Annotated in this window: 22 protein-coding genes and 1 riboswitch; of the genes, 12 read left to right on the top strand and 10 right to left on the bottom strand. The window is 39.2% G+C overall.

The genetic code is table 11. From position 1 onward, the window contains the following. Positions 1 to 4: 4 nt before the first annotated feature. The 5 genes from ICL16_RS38340 (at position 5) to ICL16_RS38360 (ending at position 3,482) form a co-directional block, all read left to right on the top strand. Positions 5 to 709, top strand: a complete 705-nt coding sequence (locus tag ICL16_RS38340) for an FAD-dependent oxidoreductase (RefSeq protein WP_190836816.1) — start codon at positions 5 to 7, stop codon at positions 707 to 709. 249 nt (positions 710 to 958) lie between these two features. After that, a complete protein-coding gene (locus tag ICL16_RS38345; protein ID WP_190836817.1) occupies positions 959 to 1,702 on the top strand; it encodes an FAD-dependent oxidoreductase in 744 nt (247 codons plus the stop codon). 444 nt (positions 1,703 to 2,146) lie between these two features. Continuing rightward, entirely contained in the window at positions 2,147 to 2,287 is a 141-nt protein-coding gene (locus ICL16_RS38350; RefSeq protein ID WP_190836818.1) for a tellurite resistance TerB family protein, read from the top strand. Between the two features lie 338 nt (positions 2,288 to 2,625). Further along, positions 2,626 to 3,207 carry a hypothetical protein gene (locus tag ICL16_RS38355; protein WP_190836819.1) on the top strand — a complete coding sequence of 194 codons (582 nt, stop codon included), beginning with the start codon at positions 2,626 to 2,628 and terminating at the stop codon, positions 3,205 to 3,207. A 2-nt stretch (positions 3,208 to 3,209) separates the two neighbouring features. Further along, entirely contained in the window at positions 3,210 to 3,482 is a 273-nt protein-coding gene (locus ICL16_RS38360) for a hypothetical protein (RefSeq protein WP_190836820.1), read from the top strand. 169 nt (positions 3,483 to 3,651) lie between these two features. Here ICL16_RS38360 and ICL16_RS38365 read toward each other — a convergent pair whose 3' ends face one another. From ICL16_RS38365 to ICL16_RS38375, 3 genes are all read right to left on the bottom strand, one after another. Continuing rightward, positions 3,652 to 4,983, bottom strand: a complete 1,332-nt coding sequence (locus ICL16_RS38365; protein ID WP_190836821.1) for an aromatic ring-hydroxylating dioxygenase subunit alpha — start codon at positions 4,981 to 4,983, stop codon at positions 3,652 to 3,654. Between the two features lie 197 nt (positions 4,984 to 5,180). Beyond that, the gene (locus ICL16_RS38370) at positions 5,181 to 5,444 is read right to left on the bottom strand and encodes a tellurite resistance TerB family protein (RefSeq protein ID WP_190836822.1); all 264 of its coding nucleotides are present in this window, start codon (positions 5,442 to 5,444) and stop codon (positions 5,181 to 5,183) included. Then, entirely contained in the window at positions 5,416 to 5,673 is a 258-nt protein-coding gene (locus tag ICL16_RS38375; RefSeq protein ID WP_190836823.1) for a tellurite resistance TerB family protein, read from the bottom strand. Before ICL16_RS38375 ends, ICL16_RS38370 begins: the two co-directional genes overlap by 29 nt. A 338-nt stretch (positions 5,674 to 6,011) precedes the next feature. Here ICL16_RS38375 and ICL16_RS38380 point away from each other — a divergent pair, with 338 nt between their 5' ends. After that, positions 6,012 to 6,323: a hypothetical protein gene (locus ICL16_RS38380; protein WP_190836824.1), complete on the top strand. Its 312-nt coding sequence runs from the start codon at positions 6,012 to 6,014 to the stop codon at positions 6,321 to 6,323. 5 nt (positions 6,324 to 6,328) lie between these two features. Next, positions 6,329 to 6,787, top strand: coding sequence for a PIN domain-containing protein (locus ICL16_RS38385; RefSeq protein ID WP_190836825.1), 459 nt, complete (start codon positions 6,329 to 6,331; stop codon positions 6,785 to 6,787). A 167-nt stretch (positions 6,788 to 6,954) separates the two neighbouring features. Here ICL16_RS38385 and ICL16_RS38390 read toward each other — a convergent pair whose 3' ends face one another. Beyond that, positions 6,955 to 8,538 (bottom strand): mechanosensitive ion channel family protein, encoded by a 1,584-nt coding sequence (locus tag ICL16_RS38390; RefSeq protein ID WP_190836826.1) that lies wholly within the window; start codon positions 8,536 to 8,538, stop codon positions 6,955 to 6,957. A gap of 689 nt (positions 8,539 to 9,227) precedes the next feature. Here ICL16_RS38390 and ICL16_RS38395 point away from each other — a divergent pair. Next, positions 9,228 to 10,625, top strand: coding sequence for an AAA-like domain-containing protein (locus ICL16_RS38395; protein ID WP_190836827.1), 1,398 nt, complete (start codon positions 9,228 to 9,230; stop codon positions 10,623 to 10,625). Positions 10,626 to 10,654: 29 nt separating this feature from the next. Here ICL16_RS38395 and ICL16_RS38400 read toward each other — a convergent pair whose 3' ends face one another. Further along, positions 10,655 to 10,891, bottom strand: coding sequence for a hypothetical protein (locus ICL16_RS38400; protein ID WP_190836828.1), 237 nt, complete (start codon positions 10,889 to 10,891; stop codon positions 10,655 to 10,657). 306 nt (positions 10,892 to 11,197) lie between these two features. Next, positions 11,198 to 12,148 carry a DMT family transporter gene (locus tag ICL16_RS38405; RefSeq protein WP_190836829.1) on the bottom strand — a complete coding sequence of 317 codons (951 nt, stop codon included), beginning with the start codon at positions 12,146 to 12,148 and terminating at the stop codon, positions 11,198 to 11,200. A gap of 439 nt (positions 12,149 to 12,587) precedes the next feature. Here ICL16_RS38405 and ICL16_RS38410 point away from each other — a divergent pair, with 439 nt between their 5' ends. Beyond that, on the top strand, positions 12,588 to 13,640 hold the full coding sequence (locus ICL16_RS38410) for a sensor histidine kinase (protein ID WP_190836830.1): 1,053 nt from the start codon (positions 12,588 to 12,590) through the stop codon (positions 13,638 to 13,640). Between the two features lie 21 nt (positions 13,641 to 13,661). Here the strand turns inward: ICL16_RS38410 and ICL16_RS38415 are convergent, their stop codons facing one another. Continuing rightward, complete coding sequence (locus tag ICL16_RS38415; protein ID WP_190836831.1) at positions 13,662 to 14,078, bottom strand: hypothetical protein; 417 nt, start codon at positions 14,076 to 14,078, stop codon at positions 13,662 to 13,664. A 470-nt stretch (positions 14,079 to 14,548) separates the two neighbouring features. On the opposite strand from ICL16_RS38415, the gene ICL16_RS38420 reads away from it, so the two are divergent. Continuing rightward, positions 14,549 to 14,782, top strand: a complete 234-nt coding sequence (locus ICL16_RS38420; protein ID WP_238361137.1) for a hypothetical protein — start codon at positions 14,549 to 14,551, stop codon at positions 14,780 to 14,782. 98 nt (positions 14,783 to 14,880) lie between these two features. Here ICL16_RS38420 and ICL16_RS38425 read toward each other — a convergent pair whose 3' ends face one another. From ICL16_RS38425 to cobG, 3 genes are read right to left on the bottom strand one after another with little or no spacing between them, the layout of a single operon-like run. Further along, positions 14,881 to 15,582 (bottom strand): precorrin-2 C(20)-methyltransferase, encoded by a 702-nt coding sequence (locus ICL16_RS38425; RefSeq protein ID WP_190836833.1) that lies wholly within the window; start codon positions 15,580 to 15,582, stop codon positions 14,881 to 14,883. After that, the gene (locus tag ICL16_RS38430; RefSeq protein ID WP_190836834.1) at positions 15,579 to 16,205 is read right to left on the bottom strand and encodes a precorrin-8X methylmutase; all 627 of its coding nucleotides are present in this window, start codon (positions 16,203 to 16,205) and stop codon (positions 15,579 to 15,581) included. Before ICL16_RS38430 ends, ICL16_RS38425 begins: the two co-directional genes overlap by 4 nt. Then, on the bottom strand, positions 16,202 to 17,686 hold the full coding sequence (cobG, locus tag ICL16_RS38435; RefSeq protein ID WP_238361138.1) for a precorrin-3B synthase: 1,485 nt from the start codon (positions 17,684 to 17,686) through the stop codon (positions 16,202 to 16,204). Before cobG ends, ICL16_RS38430 begins: the two co-directional genes overlap by 4 nt. Positions 17,687 to 17,736: 50 nt before the next feature. After that, positions 17,737 to 17,876, bottom strand: a riboswitch (cobalamin riboswitch). Between the two features lie 644 nt (positions 17,877 to 18,520). Between cobG and ICL16_RS38440 the strand changes: the two genes are divergently transcribed. Continuing rightward, positions 18,521 to 19,165: a DUF4360 domain-containing protein gene (locus tag ICL16_RS38440; protein WP_190836835.1), complete on the top strand. Its 645-nt coding sequence runs from the start codon at positions 18,521 to 18,523 to the stop codon at positions 19,163 to 19,165. Between the two features lie 768 nt (positions 19,166 to 19,933). Then, positions 19,934 to 20,578 (top strand): DUF4360 domain-containing protein, encoded by a 645-nt coding sequence (locus ICL16_RS38450; protein ID WP_238361139.1) that lies wholly within the window; start codon positions 19,934 to 19,936, stop codon positions 20,576 to 20,578. Positions 20,579 to 20,640: the final 62 nt, after the last annotated feature.

Here is a 20,640-nt window from a genome sequence, read left to right on the forward strand (position 1 = left end):
AAAAATGAATCATATACTTCCTGATTTAGATTCTCCTGTTGCTGTGGTTGGAGGAGGAGTTGCAGGAATTTGGGCTGCTTATAAACTGATTAAGGCAGGAATACCTACAACTTTAATTACTTATTTGGATAAAGATAGAGGTGGCATACAAGGTTCAACTTATCGTTCTGTGGGTGCTATCAACACTTCCCCTTTAACAAACCATGACTTTGCCTCTTACATGGATGATTTGGGAAGAAAGTGCGCTCATCCTTTCGTAACTCAAGCTTTACAGCAATATTTAAAGGATGAAATTGATGAGCTTTCGTCTCTTGTTGCTTTAAAACCGATAAAAATTGGATTGGCATTAGAGTCTGAAAGTGGTAAATCTTTTTTGCAATATATGTATGAACTATTTGAATCCCTTGGAGGGCGCATAATAAATGCTTGGGTCACTCGATTAGTAATGGACAAAAATGTTTGCCAAGGATTGCAGTATGAGAAAAACGGCTACATCGGAAAATTGCGTTGCCGCGCAATCATCCTTGCCTCGGGAGGGTATGCAGGTTTATATTCCAATTCGATAAATACTAACTGTTTTGGAACAATATTAAGCCGTTTTATGGAGTGCGGAGGTAGTGCAACAAATTTAGAGTTTATCTTCCAACATGGATACGGGAATATTGATACTAATGACTTAACACCAACGGAAGAGATTGCTGGAGCATAAATTTATGACAAAAATAAAAGCCGAGTTGTCTGGTTAGAAAAAATGCTCTTTGATGGACAAGGAACTAATACACATCTTCAAGCTGTTAATTTATGGACTAGTAATAGTAATATGGATTATTCTATCGACCTTTCATACAGGGAGCTTTATCTAGCGATCTCCAAGTTTAATTCAGCGATTCAGAACAAATACACCAAGCAAAACGTTTGTAATAAGTCAACTTCATCAGAGAAAGATGCTTTGTAAAAATTGTTAACAATTTTTCCGGAAAATGCGCGGGAGGCTTTGCATAAAATTGTTTATAATGATTACCTTCAAGTAATAAAATACGAGAAATTTCAAGATTTAAAGAAATTATTTTTAGTTGAAAAAACTAGATTATTTCATGTTAAACCGATTACTTATTTTTCGATGGGTGGAATTGCACATATAAATTGCCGCACGAATCTGAAAAATGTCTATGTAACGGGTGAATGTATGCACGATTTTGGTGCAAATCGAGTTGGTGGATTACCTTGGGCGCTTTACTTAGCTAGCGGTCGTATTATATGCGAACATGTCGTAAAGCAGCTTAAAGAACATGAAAAGCAACTTGATTTTGAAATAGTCTTTCAAAAATCTCATTTCAATTGGGAGTTGTTAAAAGAAATTAGAGGAAGATTGTATGAATACCAAAATAAAAATAATAATGAAACTCAGGCTCTAGAGAATATTCAATGGTTCCGTGAAACTCGAAGTAAATTAATACAAAATAATGAAAAATTAAGTGATTCATTCGCCTGGTTAATTGTTGCCGAGGCTATAATGCAATCTTCTTTATCTAGGAGAGAAAGCCGTGGTTACTTCTTACGTTCCGACTTCCCATTTGAAGATGTAAACCTAGATAAATATTTTTCTTATGCCTGGTATGATCGACAAGCTAATATCGTAAAATCTCGATTTTTAGAAGCATCTTACTTTAGTCGTTCATTAAATAACTGTAATGTAAGTTAATTTTTGAAGATAATTGAGTTGGTTTTAACTCATTAATTTTTTGTCAAAAAATAATAAGTTTGCGTAAATTATGCGCGAACACTTCTTTTTTGTCCAAAGTCCAATTACGGTAAAGATGATTGTACCTCCATTTATGTAGTATATATTTCAATCGATCTAATATTAGCTTATTTTCTTAGCTATTCTTAGCTAAGAAAAATGCTTTTTAATGTGATTAAACAGCTTAAAAATAATTCCGAAAATAAGAATTTTTTAATGATTATTTAAGAGGAATAATATGTCATAATAAAATTGGTAATTTCCAAGTGAACAATTCAAGGAAATAAAATGGCTACTAATATTTCAGAAAAAAAGAGTGATTTAGGCACTTTATGGTTTTTGAAGCAACAGTAAGGTTTTAAAAAGCGTCCATTAGACATAGCTTATGAAGCTTACTTTAAATCGATGCTTATTTGTGCTAATGGTGATGGAACACTAGCAGATGAAGAAAGAGATTGGGTGATTGGACTTGCCTATGCCTGCGATTGCGAACCTGCAATTCTTGAAAAACCTCTGTTAATTAAGACTTTTGTATTGTATGCGTGATCGCCGTTAAAGATGCAAGGACAGTTAAGACAGTTAAGGTATTTAATAAATATTTAAAATTCAGTAGCTTCTTCAATGATTTTGTACACTAGAGCTTGTCTGCAACTCTTGAATATTACACCAAGGTAATATAGAATAGTATGACATGGAATGTAGAATATTTTTATAGTCGAAAGGCTGTTATCTATATATGACCAAATAACAATATACAAAAATATTGATGTAGAGAAGATCGGTGAGACAAAACTTTTAGCTTTTATTACAAAAATCTTAATACATAAATATTTAAAAACAGTAGAATTTATATTGATGTTATTTGATTGTTAACGTCAATACGTATGACTAAAAATAAATTTGATTATGTAAATTATGCAAATAATGTGGTGGCTGCTAATTTGTTGTATTGGCAAGATAAGATACAGGATTATTTGATTGAGTTTTATGGTGGTAATAGAAATAATGCTTTAGGGACTAAATTTGGGGATTGTGCGAATATATGCCTTGATTTATTGGAATTATCTGGAGATGACCCAACCAAATTTAGAGGGGTAGTGAATAATGATATGCTTCAAGCTGGTGCAATTATTGAATACAGAATTGGAGAAATTTATTTGTATGAAGGACGACAACAGCATGTACTGTTAGATATTGTCTGCGCAGCACCGTGGAATTGCTTACCAAGAAGCGTACCTGAAACTTGTAGGGGAGCGGCTGAGTGGTTGATAGCGGATATTATTCAGGAGATGACTTCTGCTCCTAATAGAGTAAGTGGAATATTTAAAGTAGCAGCCATACCTAGAAGTATTGAGTTTTATAAAAGGATTGGCTTCGAGGAAAACCCAGATGGTTCCAGGGAAATGATATTAACGGAGGAAAGGGCGCTACAATTTTTAGAGGAACATAAGAGACGTTGGAGGTAAAAGTGAGCACCGAACAAGTTAATAATCAAATTGAAGAAGTAGAAGAACTAGAAAGTAGTCCTTGTACTGGAAGAGAAATATCGGATGAAGATGCATTACAAGTGTTCAATTACTATTTAAGTGGTGAATACCTCATTAGGAACTTAGAAATAGTGCGACAAAGGAAACAGAAGACATTAGAAGAACTTGCTCATTTAGAAGCAGCAGAAAAAAGAATTATAGATAGAATACGAGAGCAAAAAATTAATCTTAAATCCGACCAGCATCATGATTAATTTCTCATAATAAAATATCTAACGAAGAGCGCAGTCGCTCCCGGCGCGAAAAACCCGCTTTCTGTGTCCGTTGTCTCACCGTGTCACTGTCGAACTCACCTTGTCATTTGCTTTTAACTGTTATCCTACCGACTCAATCACTTTGTACACCTGAGCTTGAAAGTTGCTTCTATCTGTGTGCATGGATGTAGTCCACAAAGTAAAATCTTGGACTCAGCCAGAATCTTAGCCAAGCGTAAGCTCCTAGAGCTAGTAATGCTGTCACAATTAAGGGTAAACCTAGAGTCAGTTTCAATCTATCGTCCAGGAGAGCAACAGCACAAACTGTAATAGCAAAGTAAATTAAAAGCACTGCTTGCAAGCGTTGCACAACTAAAAGTGCTTCTCGACAGCTACGACAATGCTGGGTGTGTTGTTTGTAGCGATCGAGGATTTGTTGGCGATCGCTATTGATATTCCATGTTGGTGAAACATCAATTCCAACTTCGCTCCAGGGTAGTTGTCCGTGACAGTAGCGATCGAACCAATTCCTAAACTCTATTACTAAACGGTCTGCACTTGTAGGTAGCTGATAGGCAGTTTTCCAGCTAGTGGTAGATTTTCTTTGTTGCAGAAAATACTCTTGCTGCATAAGAAGAACCATATCTCCATCGAGAACCAAATTACGTTCGCTGAGGTGATCCCACCAACGGGGTGTGAGATAATGGAGTGTTTTGGCAAAGTTACGGGTAAAATGAGCGACAATTCTCGACTTACCAGGAGACACAGGTATACAGTAGGTGACAAGTCCCAGCTGTTTGCCGTCATTGCCCAAACCGATCGCATACTCCAAGCGACAAGGTGGTTCAAAAGTGATTGTTCTTTGTAAACCTTCTTCTGTAATCACTTCTATCAAATTGGGTGTTGATTGGACAATTTTGAGCGCAATCGGTCTTGCTTGTTTGCGATCGCCTTGCACGCCATGATGAGAAAAAGGAACATGACTGGGATCTGCCACATTTTCCACAAGAGTTTGCCAGTCATACTCTAAATCTCGTACAAAAGAAGACCAAACAAAGCCTTTGCTTGCGTCTACTTGGGGTGACAAAGGTAATGGTGTATCGAGAGCTTGTTGGCTTGATTTTGCATCTGGCCAAACCCAGAGTAAATCCTGTTGCTGACGAACTGGTAGTGCTACAGCACACAGATTTTTTTGATTGTTGCTCACAAGTTCTGGATTTTCTGCTTGGGGAATATGAGTACAAATTCCTTGCCGATCAAATTGCCAACCATGATAGCTACACATTAAATTCCCTGTTTCCTCATCAATGCGACCCTCACTTAGGGGAGCCTTACGGTGGGGACATTGATCTAAAAACACTTGGAAAGTTTCAGATGATTTGGGTTTCCAGATGACTAAACGCAGTCCCAGAAGTGTCACCGCTGTTGGTTGCTTGGGATCTAAATCAACGAAAGGCGTTATAGGATACCAATGCTGAAAAAAATTGAATTCCGGATTCATTTTACAAAAAATTAGGGTATCGGAGATAGGGTGTAGGGCAATACGGTTCGGTTAAGGGTTAAAGGGTTAGGGGACAAGGTGGTTCTCTTTCCCTTTAACCCTTACCCTTTAACCTTTTGCCATTCGCGTTTGTGAATAACAAGCGCTGATCCGAACCGTCCACACCCTCTGAATCAACCTAATGGGGTTCTGCTCAATTAAGCTAAAACCTCTGTCTGTAGTAGTGCCTTGCGTAATGCAGTTACTGCTTCTTCTGTCTCTACCAACCTATGGATAGCAAGGGCAATATCATCTTCAACCTTCAACAGTTTAGCTGCTTTCTTCACAGCGTTTTGCTCTTCAAGTGAATAATTCTGATCGGCGCGAGCCATTTGAATTGCATGATATAACAACGTTCTTGATTTCGACCAAGTAGAAACATCAACTGTAATCTTAGTCAGTAAATTTTCGCGCGTCAGCATTTTTGTATTCAAATGTTTTGTATTTCTCTATTGCTTCTTCAGGAGCACCAGCCATGCGCTGATGATTTATTAACCAATTTAGTTCACCTTCTGGAACTTCTCCATCAGATCCTGCAATAGCAAGCAGTGCATATCCGTAGTTAAGAACTGCTTCAAAGGGAGCTGAGGAGACACCTAAGTTTTTTTTCAGATATTCTGACAAAGCTATTGCTTCTTGAGCATTACTCATATTATTCAAATACCTCTAATGACTCTGTTGATTAAGACTCTTGTATTGTAGGGGCGATCGCCGTTAAAGAGGCAAGGACAGTTAAGACAGTTAAGGTATTTAATAAATATTTAAGATTCAGGAGCTTCAACACGAGGGGGAATTGTAACTCCTTCCCGCAACAAAGCATCGGTAAAAATCTTCCTCAGAACGCGCTCTCATTTGAAGATGTTTTCCCGGCTTTACTTTGGTTGATGTCCCTCATAGTATATTGAGTAAAAAAATACATTAAAATAAAATAGGACTTTTGCTAGTATAGAATTGTTTTCATCAACTTGTCAATTAGCCCACAAACTCTTATGAAAGCAATCCAAGCTACAGGTAAAATTGATGCACAAGGTCAATTATCTTTAGATCACCCCATTGAAGGAACTTTACCCAGTTCAGTACGAGTGATTATTTTATTTGCAGAAACAGAAGCAGATACAGATGAATTTTGGGAAAGCATCGGTAAATATCAGCAGCGTACTCTAATGTCAGCGAAACAATTAGAAAAGGGATTAAAACAGGTTTTGGTTGAGGCTGGCTATGATTCTAAGGAGAAAATTATTGACCTTGTGCAAGAGGTTAAACGAGAAATAGCAGCAGAACGCCAACAACAACAAGATTAGATTAAATGACAACAATTCCTCAATTGATTTTTTTAGATACTAATGTTTATCTCATTGGTGCAGTTGATCTAGACAGTGCTGAAGGTCAGATTTTGCAAATGTTAGGGTGGGAATTTCAAGGCGATTATAGGTGTGAGGTGGTGATTTCCGAAGAGTTAATTGACCAAATTTCCCGAGTTGCTAAACGATTAAAGAATAAAGATTGGGGAGGTGAAATCATTGGACGGATTTGGCAGAAGTTGAAAGTTCGTTATATTCAAATTGATGATTCTGCCTTGGCTACTATAGAAGCACAAGGAATTATCCCTCGTGAAGATGTAGGAGTTTATTTGACGGCGAAACAAGGACAAGCACAATGTTTTGTTTCTGCTAACCATAAGTTAATACGCATTTTAGCTCAACAAACTGGCGAGTTTGAGTGTTTGACTCCATCAGAATTTGTAAGCAAGTACCTGAATTTCTAGCTGTGGATGGTATCTTTTTACTTTTTAACGAACAACTGCCTCTTTAGCATTACTCATATTACTCAAATACCTTCAATGACTCTGTTGATTAAGACTTTTGTATTGTATGCGCGAGCGCCGTTAAAGAGGCAAGGACAGTTAAGACAGTTAAGGTATTTAATAAATATTTAAGATTCTGGAGCTTCAACACGAGGGGGAATTGTAATTCCTTCCCGCAACAAAGCATCGGTAAAAATCTTCCTGAGAACGCGCTGGATTTGAAGATGTTTTCCCGGTTTTACCTTCGTTAATGTCCGGAGCAATAAATGAGTTTCTCCCAAGCTTTCTACTCCATCCACTTGTGTGGATTCGAGTACATCGGCGTTAGAAGCTTTTAACTGTTCTCCTACCTCTTCAATCATTTTGTACACCTGAGCTAAGTTAGAATTATAAGGTACGCTAAGTTCAACTACAGCAAAAGTATACTGTTTAGAGTAGTTGGTGATTGAGCCAATATCGCCATTACGAATAATCTGCAATTGCCCATTGGGATGCCTAATCCGAGTGGTTCTCAGTTCAATTGCTTCTACAGTCCCCTCGACAACCTTCTCTTCAGCTTTCCCCGCCTGGATATAGTCACCTACTAAGTAATAGTTTTCAAACAGAATAAAAAAGCCACAGACGATATCGTTGACTAGTGTCTGTGCCCCAAAACCCACAGCTACACCAACAATTCCTGCACCAGCGAGTATGGGTGTGGGATTGATGTCAAGAGTATAGAGGATGGAAACAGCTGCGCCAAAATAAACTAGATATTGTAATAAACTACGGATGAGAGGAACAAGAGTGAGCCGTCTGCTTGTTTGAATTTCACTCAGATTTTGGTCTTTGAACAACACCTCTTCAACCAGTAAGTAGGCTACCTCAAACAACACACGACTGATGAAGATGATACCAACAATTTGAACAATTTTAGCTCCGAAAACGGCAACGTTGGCGATTAACTGGATTTGCTGAATCACCAATGTTGCCACGCAAATATAAATCACAAATTCCAGACACCGCTTCAAAAAGGGGATGAGGTGTCGGAGGCGATCGTAATATCTGAGCAGGTTTTCCGGACTTGAGTATCTTACACTTAAAGCATCTAAGCTATCAATAATGGCAGTGATTGCTTTCGGGATGAGTAACCCAATGGCAACGATCAGATAAATCCGCAGTAGGATGTAGAGGTACTTAGAGATAGTTACTGGCAGTTGGAGAAAGTTGCTACATAAGATCACAGCCCATAGCCAAACTCCACTAGTAACGATGTTGTTGAGGTTACTAAAGAACGTGTCGATACTTTGATCGTCGGTAGTGCTTTGGTCAATTCTCTTTGCCCGAATATTAGCCACTTTCAGCCAATAGCGCACAATTTTGAGCGCGATCGCCGCTACAATCAAAGTACCAACGCTTTGCGCAATCCCAATTCCTAAAGTTAGCCAAAATCCTGATGGAATACGCTCAATCAACGAGAGTGTATATTTTTGCAGGTTTTCGCCTCGATAAAGTAGAAAACCATTAGCAGCCACAATTAAAATGCACAATACCAAACAAGTGAGTATCAACAACCCCTTAATGTTTCGACGCAGAGTTTTGATGTTTCTCTCCTGACCTCTGAAAATAGATATATTAATAAACATCCCAGAGAATTTGCCCACAAGCCAGTTCACTAACAAAAAAACAAAGATTGTTAGGCTGACCTCAGCTAAGATAATTAATAAAGCCATATATAAATACAGATGTTAATAAATAGTTAATTACCCCGAAGATTTTCGTAGGGGCACGGCAATGCCGTGCCCCTACTTGAAAACCTGTAATTTTCCGAATTATCTTCTCTTAGCATAGAAGAAAAATCAAGGGCAGATAAGACAGTTAAGGAATTGGGGAAGGCTATAGTTCTACAGTGAGGTGATTTTCTCACGGCTTTGCGTCTATGCCACCGATGTTAACTCAACATTGCACTGGCGAAAAGTTAACTTTCTTTTCAGAATACTGTCAACTTTAGCTCTAAAGAAGTTAATTTACGTAATTGACAAAATATGGTTTATATACCTCAATGCTAGATCGGGGACTTCAGCAGTTTTATTGTCTGGAGCTTGAAGCACTATGCGTAATTTTTCTGACTTAAGTTAAGACATAATTTATACTAGTTTTTTTATATTTATTTTAAAAAAATAACTTTTTTGGTAGTAGGTAGAATTATACAACAAGTTATTGTGTAAATCTAGTCACATATGTCAGTTTACAGATAGCAAGAAAAATAATATTCTGAAAACTAAGACCATAGGTATTACTTAGTGTAATAAAGAATGGGTGCAATCGGGCTTGATCTTATACCCAAGTCCTTGAAAAAGTTAACACTCGTAGTAAATAAGGTAATAAAAATTACATTAAATCAGAGTTAATGATTAGTAACATGAACTTATCTAAGAGTAGGAGAAAGCGGGGAGTTGTGCTGACTGCTTCAGGATTGAAGCGGCTTTTAAGCGCGATTGTGGCGCAGGAGATGGCACAGAACAACGGTAAAAGTTTTACTCTAGACGAGCTAGGTTTGCGCATTAATGTTTCTACCAAAACTCTAAGCCGACTTTGGTCGTTAAAGATAGGCGTAGACCAAAAAACTGTGAGATTGTGCTTTAGCGCCTTTAACCTAGAATTACGCTCAGAAGACTATACAATTTTGAATGAACACAACAATACTGATTCTGACTGCGATCGCGCTCTTGATACACAACGAGTAAATTCTTCTGGGTCAAAATTTGTCGATGAACAACGCCATCAACTTGAACATCTTTGGTCATATCCAGATGGTCCAGTACCGCTAGATTCCCCCTTCTATGTCGAACGTCCGCCAATTGAGGAACTAGTTTGCCGTGAGGTACTTCAACCTGGTTGCTTGATTCGTATCAAAGCACCCAGACAGATGGGTAAGAGTTCTCTGGTGCTGCGGCTGTGTGCCTTTGCACAAAAGCAAGGGTATCGCATTGTGAATTTGAATTGCTACCAAATCGATTCCAACTGTCTAACTGACTTAAATCAGCTTTTGCGTTGTCTGTGCTGGCGAGTTGCCAAAGAATTAGGCATTGACTCCAACCTCAATGACTATTGGGATGAGGAAATGGGTTGCAAGTTGAATTGCACTTTCTACGTCCAGAGCCATTTGCTCCAGCAAAGTCAAAGTCCAGTAGTTCTAGTATTGAATGAAGTTGACCGCTTGTTTGAATATCCTCATATTGCTTCTGAGTTCTTTGCCTTGTTGCGCTCTTGGTACGAGCAAGCACGATATGATGCTACCTGGCAGAAGTTAAGGCTTGTACTAGTTTATTCTACAGAAGAATATGTGACCCTGAACATCAACCGCTCCCCGTTTAATATTGGACTACCTATCCGTCTATGCGAATTTACCCAAGAACAGGTAGAAGATTTAGCCCAGCGACACGGGTTAGACTGGATCTCTGGTAAGGAATCCGTTCAACTAATGTCACTAGTGGGGGGTCATCCATATCTAATTCGGATGGCGCTGTATTATTTAGGCTGCCTGGATATTACTTTACCACAACTGCTACAGGAAGCGATCGCCGACGGCGGCATCTATCGCGATCATTTATGGCGCTACTGGTTAAAACTGCAAGATCAACCAAATCTGGCAAAGGCATATGCTGAAGTTGTCGCAGCACAAAGTGTTTCGCTTCATCCGATTGAAGCATATCAACTCGACAGCTTGGGATTGATCCGCACCCTCGCATCGCGTCCTCTTCCGCGTTGCGAACTTTACCGCCTTTATTTCGGAAAACAACTAACTACACTGGTGTAACATAAGGGGTGGTAACTCCACCTCAAAGGTTACTGTAGCAACGCTTTTTGCACAAGCGTTATCACTTCTTCATCTCCATGAGAAATGATTAACTTAGTACCATTTTGCTCAGATTTTACAGACCAATCAGACCCTGGTAAAAGCGGACGTATAGGAACAGATGTAATCACCCACTCTGTGTTTTCTAACTGAGAACTGGGTTTTGACTGACTTGATGAGTCTGGCAAATAAACTGAAGTTTGTGCAAAGCTTGAGTTCTGAAACATAAAACATAAGCTAAACACAACAAAAACAAACGCAATTACCTTTTTCATGAACTGTAAGCTCTTCATCGCCAAATTTTACCTTACATTACGGTTACTCAAACGTACTATATATTACTTAAAGTCACGCAATTCGTCAACTTTAACGACTGAAACTGTTACCGCTCCCGCATTACTTATATATTTTCACCTTCATAATCAAAATGCAAGGACAGATAAAACAGTTAAGCAGACAGTTAAAAAACTTATTGAAAAGAGCGGGAGACAGTTAAGACAGTTAACCAAAAATGATGGCGATGGTTGGTTGAATCAGGAATTAACATCCATTTGGCTAGATACAGCAAGGTATAGACCGATCAAAACAAAGGCAAAACCGATCCAATCAGAGAAACTCAACTTTTCTGCAAATATTGCTAATGCAAAAATTCCGCTCAAAACTGGCTCTAAAAGATGAAACAGGGAGATGACGACTGAGGAAAACCTCTTGAGGCTATATATTAACAGTCCGTGACCTAAAACTTGGCAGACAACAGAAAAGGATATCACTACCAACCACCCCCCAACCGTTGAGGGGAAAAATTTATCTCCACTCAACACAACTATAGGGAACATAACTACAGTAGCGCAGGCACAGATCCATAACTGGATTGTCATGGGAGTGAATTTGGTTCGCAGTTGTTCTACACACAGCAGGTAAGCTGCTAAAAAAACCGCAGATACTGTGGCAGCTACGTCTCCAAGTATACTAGTGTTGGCTCCGAGTAGCAGCGAATCTAGTTCAATGGCGATCGCTCCCCCAATCGCGACGATCATACCAATGAGGAATTGACTGTTAAAACCCACAGAGAATAACAACCACACTCCTAAGCTAGTAAATATCGGGGCAAGATTATGCAAAACCGTCGAGATTGCAACACTAGTTTGAGTCAGCGACCAAGCTACTAGGACTAAGGAAAAAGCGAAAAAAGTTCCAGCACCCAGCAAGAGCAAAATCTCCTTTTGGGTATATGGCTGCTGTTGGACAGGTTTACCACTCCACCAATGACGTATCGCCAAGCCACAATGCCACAACCCAAAAAAGAAACTACCCAGCCAAAAACGATTAAATACAGTGGCGATGGGGCTGAGTTCGTCTTCGCTCCATCTAATGAAGATAGCACCAAAAGATATAGCGATTAAGCCGCTCAATAATGCTGTGTTGACTATCCAAGCTGGTGTTGTGAACAACTGTTGCTCTGATAATTTCAGTTGGTTGGTCATTTAGTCAAGGGAAATGTTTCAGGATTTATCAGTCTAATTTTACACATATCCCTCGGATTGGATCATGATTTTGGTTAACTGGCAAAAAGTTAACCTACCTTCCACTCTTCTGTCAAATTTAGCTCGAAACAAGTAGCTAGCGGTAGTTGACAAAATACTTTTTATCTGAAAGGCTTGCACCGCAATAATTTCAACAGTTTGATTGTCAGAAAATTGAAGCGTGCGATCGTCAATATAAAGAGCTTAATTAAGACATAATTTGTACTTATTTTCCCAAATTCAGTTGAAAAAAATAACTTTTTTGACAGTAGGTTGAATAAAACAAATATGTTTCCGATCTAAAACTAGTCACATATAATAGTAGGCAGCCAGGAGAATTGCTGTATTCTTAAAATTAAAATAATAAGTTGACTCCGCTTGAAATGAGAATGGCAATACAATGATTTCTGGATACGAACTACTCTTGGTAGCGCTGTCTATCATCACGACCTTAGTCTGGCAGAAAGCACAGACAAGAAAGCAATTAATAGCACTGCAAAAGGAGATTCAAGAACGGTTGCAAGCAGAGGCTCAACTTCAGTTACAGAAACTAGAATTAGAACAAGCTTTAAGCAACCTTAAACAAGTACAAACTAAATTAATTCAAAATGAAAAAATGTTGGGATTAGAACAATTAGTGGCAGGTATTGCTCATGGGATAAACAACCCGCTCAATTTTATCTCTGGCAATCTCAAATATACCAATCAATATATACAAGACTTACTAAAATTGATTCAGGTTTATCACGAAAAATACCCCGATTCTATATCTATAGCCAAAGAAATTATTCAAGATGCCGATTTCGATTTTGTCAGCAAGGATCTGCAAAACAGCATAAGTGCTATGGAGCGAGGAGTTGAGCGCATTCAACAGCTTGTCCTTTCTCTACGCAATTTTTCTCGGCTAGATGAAGCAGAAATAAAGCGTGTAGATATTCATCAAGGCATTGAAAGTACCTTAATGATTTTGCTTCCCCGTCTGAAAGAAACAATGTCTCGTCCTGAAATTGTAGTGTTAAAAGAGTATGGGAAATTACCCCTTGTTACCTGCTATCCTAGTCAACTCAATCAAGTATTTATGCATTTGTTGAATAATGCTATAGATGCTTTAGAAAGACAGGATAGCAGAGAAAATTTTTCTCAGCCAAATCCCCAAATTCGCATTTCCACGGAACTAACAGATGTTGATACAGTTAGGATTCTGATTGCCGACAATGGTTGTGGTATTTCGGATTTAGTGCGCGAGCGTTTATTTGATCCATTTTTTACTACCAAACCTGTAGGTAGGACAGGTTTGGGATTGTCAATTAGCTATCAAATTGTCGTGCAGGAACACAAAGGAAAGCTGACGTATTGTTCCTCACCAGAACTTGGATCGGAGTTTGCAATTGAAATTCCAGTACATTGCGCAAAGGTGGAGCAACTACCTGTTGTACTCTCAATAGGTCTGTAATATTACCATATTACTATCACTTTAATTAAAGTCACGCAATTCGTCAACTTTAACCACTGAAACTGTCACATCCCCCGCGTTATCTTTAATTTCAGTATCGAAGAAGAAAGCACACAGTTTTGACGGTTTTGATACAGCTATAGTTAGGGTATCATCATATCCATTTAGGGTTGACCATCCCGCTGTAACTTGCTTGGACGTTTTTAAGTTCTTGAAGCCCCCATAAATCCAGAGCATAACTATGGCTTCGCTTTCTGCGTTTTCAGAATCTTTGATATAATCGAATGCACCTTCTTTAATGCGGACTACATAGATTCCCGGTGTTAGCTCTGCTGTCACTCCTTTGTTTTGGATACCCTCGATTTGCTCAGGAGTAAGCTGATAGCAGTTGTTGACGCTGTTTACGACTAAATTGGTGATAGAGGTTTGAGTTGCCATAATTTTTTGCTCCTGATAATAAGAAAATTGTGGGGTTACACCCGCCACAGCTAAAAACTACATTCTCAGCTTCAGCGCCGGGATGCAATAGCAGATAAGACAGTTAAGTAACTAATTGAAAAGATCATCAGACAGTTAAGACAGTTAAGACAGTTAAGAGGGTTAAGTTTAAATATGAAAAAGAGCTTGCTGGTAAAATAATGAATCCAGAAAGCTAAATTCAATTGATGGACATTTAACTACCACCAATTGCCCAAAACGAACCACGAATTTTGTTTCGATTTGCTGAATAATTAAACTTGCTATTTATTTATATTGTGTATTATTATAAAAACTGTAAATAATTGTCAATGTTTTAACGAAAATTGATCGCAAGTGGGGACAAATAACCCTGATTTGCTCAATACAATTCTTGGATAGTCGCTGTTCTCTAATATGACGCTAGGTTCACTTAACAGGAGTAAAAAGTATTGCTGTTGTATATTATCATGTCCACTTTTATTGATACGACACCACAACTTGACCCAAATAAAATCCTTGAAGAAGCCATTACCCAAACTAAATACCTTGCTCAAGAGGGCTTGAGTTTTCAAACAGATGACATTTTTCTCTGCCCCCTTGACTTTGTATCTTTTCTATACCCTGAACTCGCTGGATGCGCTCAAGTCGCCCTTGCAGAAATCATTGCCCAATATGGATTCTAGCTATTCCTATGCATTTTATCAAAATTTTTCAGATACGGAAACTACAGGGTCTTAACCCAAGATCCCCGACTTTTGAGAAAAGTCAGGGATCTGGTTTCTCACTCGCTCTCCCATTGACTTGGTATCATAATTAAAGAAAAATACGGCACTGTATCTGGAGCAACTTCACTCAACGGCACAATCCGCTGATTATGCATCGTTGCTCGTTCAATGAATTTTGCTCGTTCCGCCAAACCCAATTGTTTCAGCACCTCATAAACCTTAGTAAAGTGCTTACCCAGCTTAATAATCACAGCCGCATCAGCAACTGCCAACTTTTGAGATAACTCCTGTGCTGGGAGGATTGCCGACAATACCATAAAAGCATCGTTGCGATAAGTCAAGGGTACACCCAAGGCTGATGCACTTGCCATCACCGATGAAACTCCTGGCACAACCTCTGTCACAAACTGCTCTGATAACCTAGTAAAAAGATACATAAACGTTCCGTAGAAAAACGGATCTCCCTCACACAGCACAACCACATCTTGTCCCGCACTTAAATGCTTTGCCAATTCCTCAGCAGCCTTATCGTAAAAGGGTTGAGCCGATTCGTCAATTTTGAAAGGGAAGGGCATGGGAATCTCAATTTGATTCTCTGGCAGATAGTTAGCCACAATTGACCGAGCGAGACTTTTACCAAATGATACAGGATAGGCAACTACCGGGGCATTCTGCAACAGCCTGAGTGCCTTCAGTGTGATCAGTTCTGGATCTCCAGGACCTACTCCAATGCCATAAAGATGCCCAGCTTCAATCATAACTCCTCCTTTGCGATCGCGTTCACTGCTGCTGCTGCCATTGCACTTCCACCGCGCCGACCATGCAAAGTAATAAAAGATACTCCTCTATTATCTGCGGCAAGGGCAGCTTTAGACTCAGCAGCCCCAACAAAACCAACAGGAAACCCCAAAATAATCGCTGGTTTGGGCGCTCCAGCATCAAGCATTTCTAGTAGTCGAAAAAGAGCAGTTGGGGCATTACCAATAGCAACCACCGCACCTTCTAGGTAAGGTAGCCACAATTCTAAAGCTGCTGCCGAACGAGTATTGCCCACTTTTTTCGCCAAAGCAGGCACTTGTGGATCGTTTAAAGTACAAATTACCATGTTTTCTCTAGGCAACCGCCGACGAGTGATACCTTCTGCTACCATTTGAGAATCACACAGAATTGGTTTTCCGGCAAGCATCGCTGCTCTTCCGGCTGCGACTGCACCAACAGAAGCTGCTATATCTGCAACAATATCAGTCATCCCGCAAGTATGGATGAGACGTATAGCTACTGGCACTAAATCGGGAGACAGGCTTTTTAAATTTGCCTCTTTTTGAATAATCGAGAAAGAGTGACGATAAATTTCATCACCATCACGGATGTAGTCGATCATCTTGCCCTCCCGCGCTCATCAAACAACTGCCGCAACTGTTGTATCATATATCTGTTGCTAAATGCTCCAAAAGTCTCATGCGGTTGACGCTCTTGGTGATATACTTGCAGCATTCTCCGGATGCGATCGCCTAATTCAGTCCAAGGAACATTAGTATAAAGTTCTCTGCCAAATGGCTGCTCACCATCTCCCACATAAATGTGATAGCCTTCGGCAATGTCCTCAATTATAGTACCCAACAAAGTAATGTCACTTTTGCCATGATAAGCGCAAGACTTCGGGCAACCACTCAAGTGAATTCTCACAGGTACATCTAAGGTAATATGCTTCTGCAAATACTCAGCCAAAGCTAACCCATGTCCTTTAGTATCAGTAGCAGAACTGCGACAACCATTTTTACCTGTACAAGCGACCATTGTACCCTGAATGTGAGATGCCGACCAATGCAAGCCCAAACGTTCAATTTCAAGTTGGACTTTTGGAACATCTTGAGCAGGAATATCGGAAATTAGCAAATTTTGCCAAGGCGTCAATCTGAGTGTTCCACTACCATAAGTGTCCGCCAAACCAACCAAAGAGCGCAACTGGTTAGTTAAAAGTTGTCCTAAAGGCAAAACAACTCCTATATAATATAGTCCTGGCTGTCGCTGTTGATGGACACCAAGATGAAGATTTTTTGGTGTAAATACAGTTTTTGGAAAGGTTTTATCTAATATATAGCGCCAAGCAAAAGGTAGATAGCGTTGAGCTTGGTTTAAATACCATTGCACACCCCACTCTTGTAGTATATGTTTGATCCTCAGTTGGCGATCAGCTTTGAGTAAATTGCTCCTTGGGCGATGGCTTGTACCTGCCACTGATAAATAAACCCGTGCTAACGCCACTACCACAGGTAAACATTCTTCTGGTTTAACTATAATGTTCTGTTCCTCTCCTAGTTTCAGGCGAAAATAAGTACCTCGATACCCATCCACAGCAACAGCCAAAAAACCAATTTCATTTGGTTGCTCAGATATAGATACTGACCCACCGCCATTAAATCCTACGCTAAACTTAGGAGATAGTCCGGCAAGTTCTGAATCTAGGCAAATATATTCGTCTAATTCCTTTACTAAAGGACGAGTGTCAATTAACTCACCGAGATCAATTCCTGCTGTGGGACTTGCCATAATATTACGTAGGTGATCCACACAAGCAAGAGGTGCGGCAAGTCCTGATTGTTGTAAAATTGTCAGCAGTTCATCTGTAATTCCTTGATTGGCGCGGATTTGCAAATTCGCCCGGTTAGTAACGTGGACATATCCCCTACCGCAACTTGCCCATTCTACAACCACACGTCCCTGTTTACTATTAAGGATTCCCCCAGGAACTCTTAGACGAGAGATTATTCCGTCCCTTGCTCCGGTATCATAAAACAAACCAGGACAAGTAGGATACTTTTGTTGTAAGTTCGGCAGACAGTATGAGTGAGCAAACGACAAAACAATAACTCCTTCCCTGTGCAGCGCAGGGAATAGACGATATGAAGTGCCTGTTAGACACGAATCAAGTCGGCATTCTGACTCAGGTAAACCCATCACAGCTGCGGCACAGTCCCGGAATCGCACCGGAGTTTCCCTACTTGAAGCTTTAGAAATATAACATAAACTCACCCACCAAATCTTTAATCCCTCATTATTCTTAAAATAAGCAGCACTTAGACCCTAAAGATACCTAAATCCTACTAAACTTTAGGTATTTTGTTTTTCTCCTATATGGATAATTTATTTAGAACTCTACATTTCCTCTATATATCAAAAAACTATATCCCAAACAGATATAGTTTTAAGTAATAATACTGTAAAATTAGATTTAAATTTAACTATTATATACGTACATCTTTTTGATTCGCTCAGATTTATTTACTTTTGTTAATCTACTCAAATTTATGAAGAATATAGGCTACAAGTTCTTGGCTCAGATTAATTCTTAATTATTTGAAAAAATAAAAAATGTTTACATGAAGCATATTTTTATGTTACCAAAGTAAAAAACTTTTAATTGTGCTATTGAGTTTTTTGTCATACTCTCTAGGTAGAGAAATCTTTGAGGAAAGACAAACAATCTACATACCATTAGCTAAATTTTTTTGAAAGTGTTTCCATTTTTTTAGAGGTTACTAATGACAAAGGCTGTTTGAATCAGTCTATGGTATTAGATTGTTTTGATGATCCGAGAATTCTTGTTGAGTATAGGTACTGAGGGCGAATCGCACTTCAGTAGATATGACGCGGCAATTGACATCTTCTCAACGCTAAAAATCATTAGAGAGAACAATGAACGTGAAAACTAAAAGACTTTGGCAGATGAGCGTGCTAACTTCTGCTGCTTTGTTGGGCTTGAATCAACCATTGCCTAGTCTTGCACAGCAATCAGAAGCACCACCTGAAGGATCGGTAAGAATCGTCGGTTTTGCATACGGTGGCACAGGTTGCCCACAGGGAAGTGTTGGCTCTGTGATTTCTAGAGATCAGAGTACAATCGAACTCTTATACGATAGATTTGTAGCTGAACTAGGTACAGGAGCAAGTCGTTCATCTCAGTCTAACTGTACAGTTTCTTTCCAACTGGAGTACCCTGCCGGTTTTAGTGTAAGTTGGGATAGAGTTGAACACCGTGGTTTTGCCGATACAACCGGTGGCGCTCAAGCAGAGCTAAGAGCACGTTACTACATTCCTGGCGAAGGTGGGTTTGATACAGTTCGTGTTTATAGTTTCCCTGATAACTCAGCGGAAGATTATACAATTGTTCAAGACAACATTTCCACAGCATTCACACAGTGTGGTGCGACAATTCCTCTGTCGGTAAACACTCGGGTTCGCCTCTTTGGTACTCCCTCAAATTTCAATACACTAACAGTTGACTCCATGACTAATAAGGTAAGAACTCTTCTTAACCTAAGATGGAGACGCTGTAGCTAATCCTGAATAAAGGTTGATTATACTGTAGAGACGCCCCACCGGGGCGTCTCTACATTGTTTTGGGATGATTGAAGTTAGTGGGTACAAATACCAATTAGTAATTCGTAATTATAAAGGTAGGATTTGATCTACATTTTGGGGTCTAAATCTGTTTGCAACAAAAGAGAATTGGTATGAGGCGCAAAAATTCATTTAATCCTCAAAGGTATATAAATAATTTATTTAGCGCTCTAAGCTATATACCGAAATTAGATATTAGCCGAATTACAGTCATATACATCAGAAAAAACCACAGTATTTGATGTAAAAAATTACAATATATATACTTATTTTTTTTATTTTCTTCAAATTTATTTCTGTTTGTTAAACTACTTAACTGCTTGATAAATATGGGTTTCTAGTTATTAATTCAAATCAAATATTAATTCTTTTAAGGAATAAAAAATGTTTACATGAAGTTAATTTTTATTCGGCAAAAATAAAATTATTCTAATTGTGTTATTGAGTTTTTTGTAATACTCTCTAGTAAGCGAATTATTGAGGAAGAACAAACAGTTTAGATACCATTGGCTTAATTTTTTTATAGTGTTTTTACCTGTTTAAAGCAATTTAATGACAAAAGCTAGTGGAATCAGTTCATCGGTATCCAACTGATTTGATCATCATGAGATTTTTCGCTCTTGGCTACTATTGAACGCGATCGCGATTCGATAGACGTAAAAGTGCAACAATTGACATCTTTACAACAAGAAAAAATCAGAGAGAACAATGAACGTGAAAATTCGGAAACTTTGGCAGATGAGCCTGCTCACTTCTGCTGCTTTACTTGGCTTGAATCAACCATTGCCTAGTCTTGCACAACAATCAGAAGCACCGCCAGAGGGTTCGGTAAGGATTGTCGGTTTTGCATACGGCGGCACAGGTTGCCCACAGGGAACTGTTGGCTCAATTATCTCTGCAGATCAGAGTACCATCGAACTTCTGTTTGATAGATTCCTAGCTGAATTAGGTCAAGGAGCAACTCTCTCACCTCAGTCCAATTGTACAGTTTCCTTCCGACTCGAATATCCTGCTGGTTACTCAGTAAGTTGGAATAGAGTTGAACACCGTGGTTTTGCCGATACAACTGGCGGTGCGCAAGGAGAACTAAGAGCACGTTACTACATTCCCGGCACAGGTGGTTTTGACGTAGTTCGTGTTGCTAGTTTCCCGGATAACACAGCAGCAGACTATACAATTGTTCAAGACAATATTTCCAGTGCATTTACACAGTGCGGTGCATCTGTTCCTCTGTCAGTAAATACCCGAGTTCGCCTCTTTGGTACTCCCACAGCTTTCAACACACTAACTGTTGACTCTATTACTAACAAAGTTAAGACTATTCTTAACTTAAGATGGAGACGTTGTAGCTAAGTAGATAGGTGTAGGAGACGTCCCGTCGGGGCGTCTCTACAATTTTATCCACGATTATACCC

Origin of the sequence: Iningainema tapete BLCC-T55 (genome assembly GCF_014698965.1) — a bacterium.
GTDB classification, from domain to species: domain Bacteria; phylum Cyanobacteriota; class Cyanobacteriia; order Cyanobacteriales; family Nostocaceae; genus Iningainema; species Iningainema tapete.

Bases quoted from the DNA above. Each gene is read 5' to 3' on its own strand.
- ICL16_RS38355 (WP_190836819.1), top strand. From the start codon at position 2,626: ATGACTAAAAATAAATTTGATTATGTAAATTATGCAAATAATGTGGTG.
- ICL16_RS38385 (WP_190836825.1), top strand. From the start codon at position 6,329: ATGACAACAATTCCTCAATTGATTTTTTTAGATACTAATGTTTATCTC.
- ICL16_RS38425 (WP_190836833.1), bottom strand. From the start codon at position 15,582: ATGATTGAAGCTGGGCATCTTTATGGCATTGGAGTAGGTCCTGGAGAT.
- ICL16_RS38375 (WP_190836823.1), bottom strand. From the start codon at position 5,673: ATGAGTAATGCTCAAGAAGCAATAGCTTTGTCAGAATATCTGAAAAAA.
- ICL16_RS38405 (WP_190836829.1), bottom strand. From the start codon at position 12,148: ATGACCAACCAACTGAAATTATCAGAGCAACAGTTGTTCACAACACCA.
- ICL16_RS38430 (WP_190836834.1), bottom strand. From the start codon at position 16,205: ATGATCGACTACATCCGTGATGGTGATGAAATTTATCGTCACTCTTTC.
- ICL16_RS38400 (WP_190836828.1), bottom strand. From the start codon at position 10,891: ATGTTTCAGAACTCAAGCTTTGCACAAACTTCAGTTTATTTGCCAGAC.
- ICL16_RS38365 (WP_190836821.1), bottom strand. From the start codon at position 4,983: ATGAATCCGGAATTCAATTTTTTTCAGCATTGGTATCCTATAACGCCT.
- ICL16_RS38340 (WP_190836816.1), top strand. From the start codon at position 5: ATGAATCATATACTTCCTGATTTAGATTCTCCTGTTGCTGTGGTTGGA.
- ICL16_RS38450 (WP_238361139.1), top strand. From the start codon at position 19,934: ATGAACGTGAAAATTCGGAAACTTTGGCAGATGAGCCTGCTCACTTCT.
- ICL16_RS38440 (WP_190836835.1), top strand. From the start codon at position 18,521: ATGAACGTGAAAACTAAAAGACTTTGGCAGATGAGCGTGCTAACTTCT.
- ICL16_RS38350 (WP_190836818.1), top strand. From the start codon at position 2,147: ATGCTTATTTGTGCTAATGGTGATGGAACACTAGCAGATGAAGAAAGA.
- ICL16_RS38395 (WP_190836827.1), top strand. From the start codon at position 9,228: ATGAACTTATCTAAGAGTAGGAGAAAGCGGGGAGTTGTGCTGACTGCT.
- ICL16_RS38370 (WP_190836822.1), bottom strand. From the start codon at position 5,444: ATGCTGACGCGCGAAAATTTACTGACTAAGATTACAGTTGATGTTTCT.
- ICL16_RS38380 (WP_190836824.1), top strand. From the start codon at position 6,012: ATGAAAGCAATCCAAGCTACAGGTAAAATTGATGCACAAGGTCAATTA.
- ICL16_RS38390 (WP_190836826.1), bottom strand. From the start codon at position 8,538: ATGGCTTTATTAATTATCTTAGCTGAGGTCAGCCTAACAATCTTTGTT.
- ICL16_RS38410 (WP_190836830.1), top strand. From the start codon at position 12,588: ATGATTTCTGGATACGAACTACTCTTGGTAGCGCTGTCTATCATCACG.
- ICL16_RS38415 (WP_190836831.1), bottom strand. From the start codon at position 14,078: ATGGCAACTCAAACCTCTATCACCAATTTAGTCGTAAACAGCGTCAAC.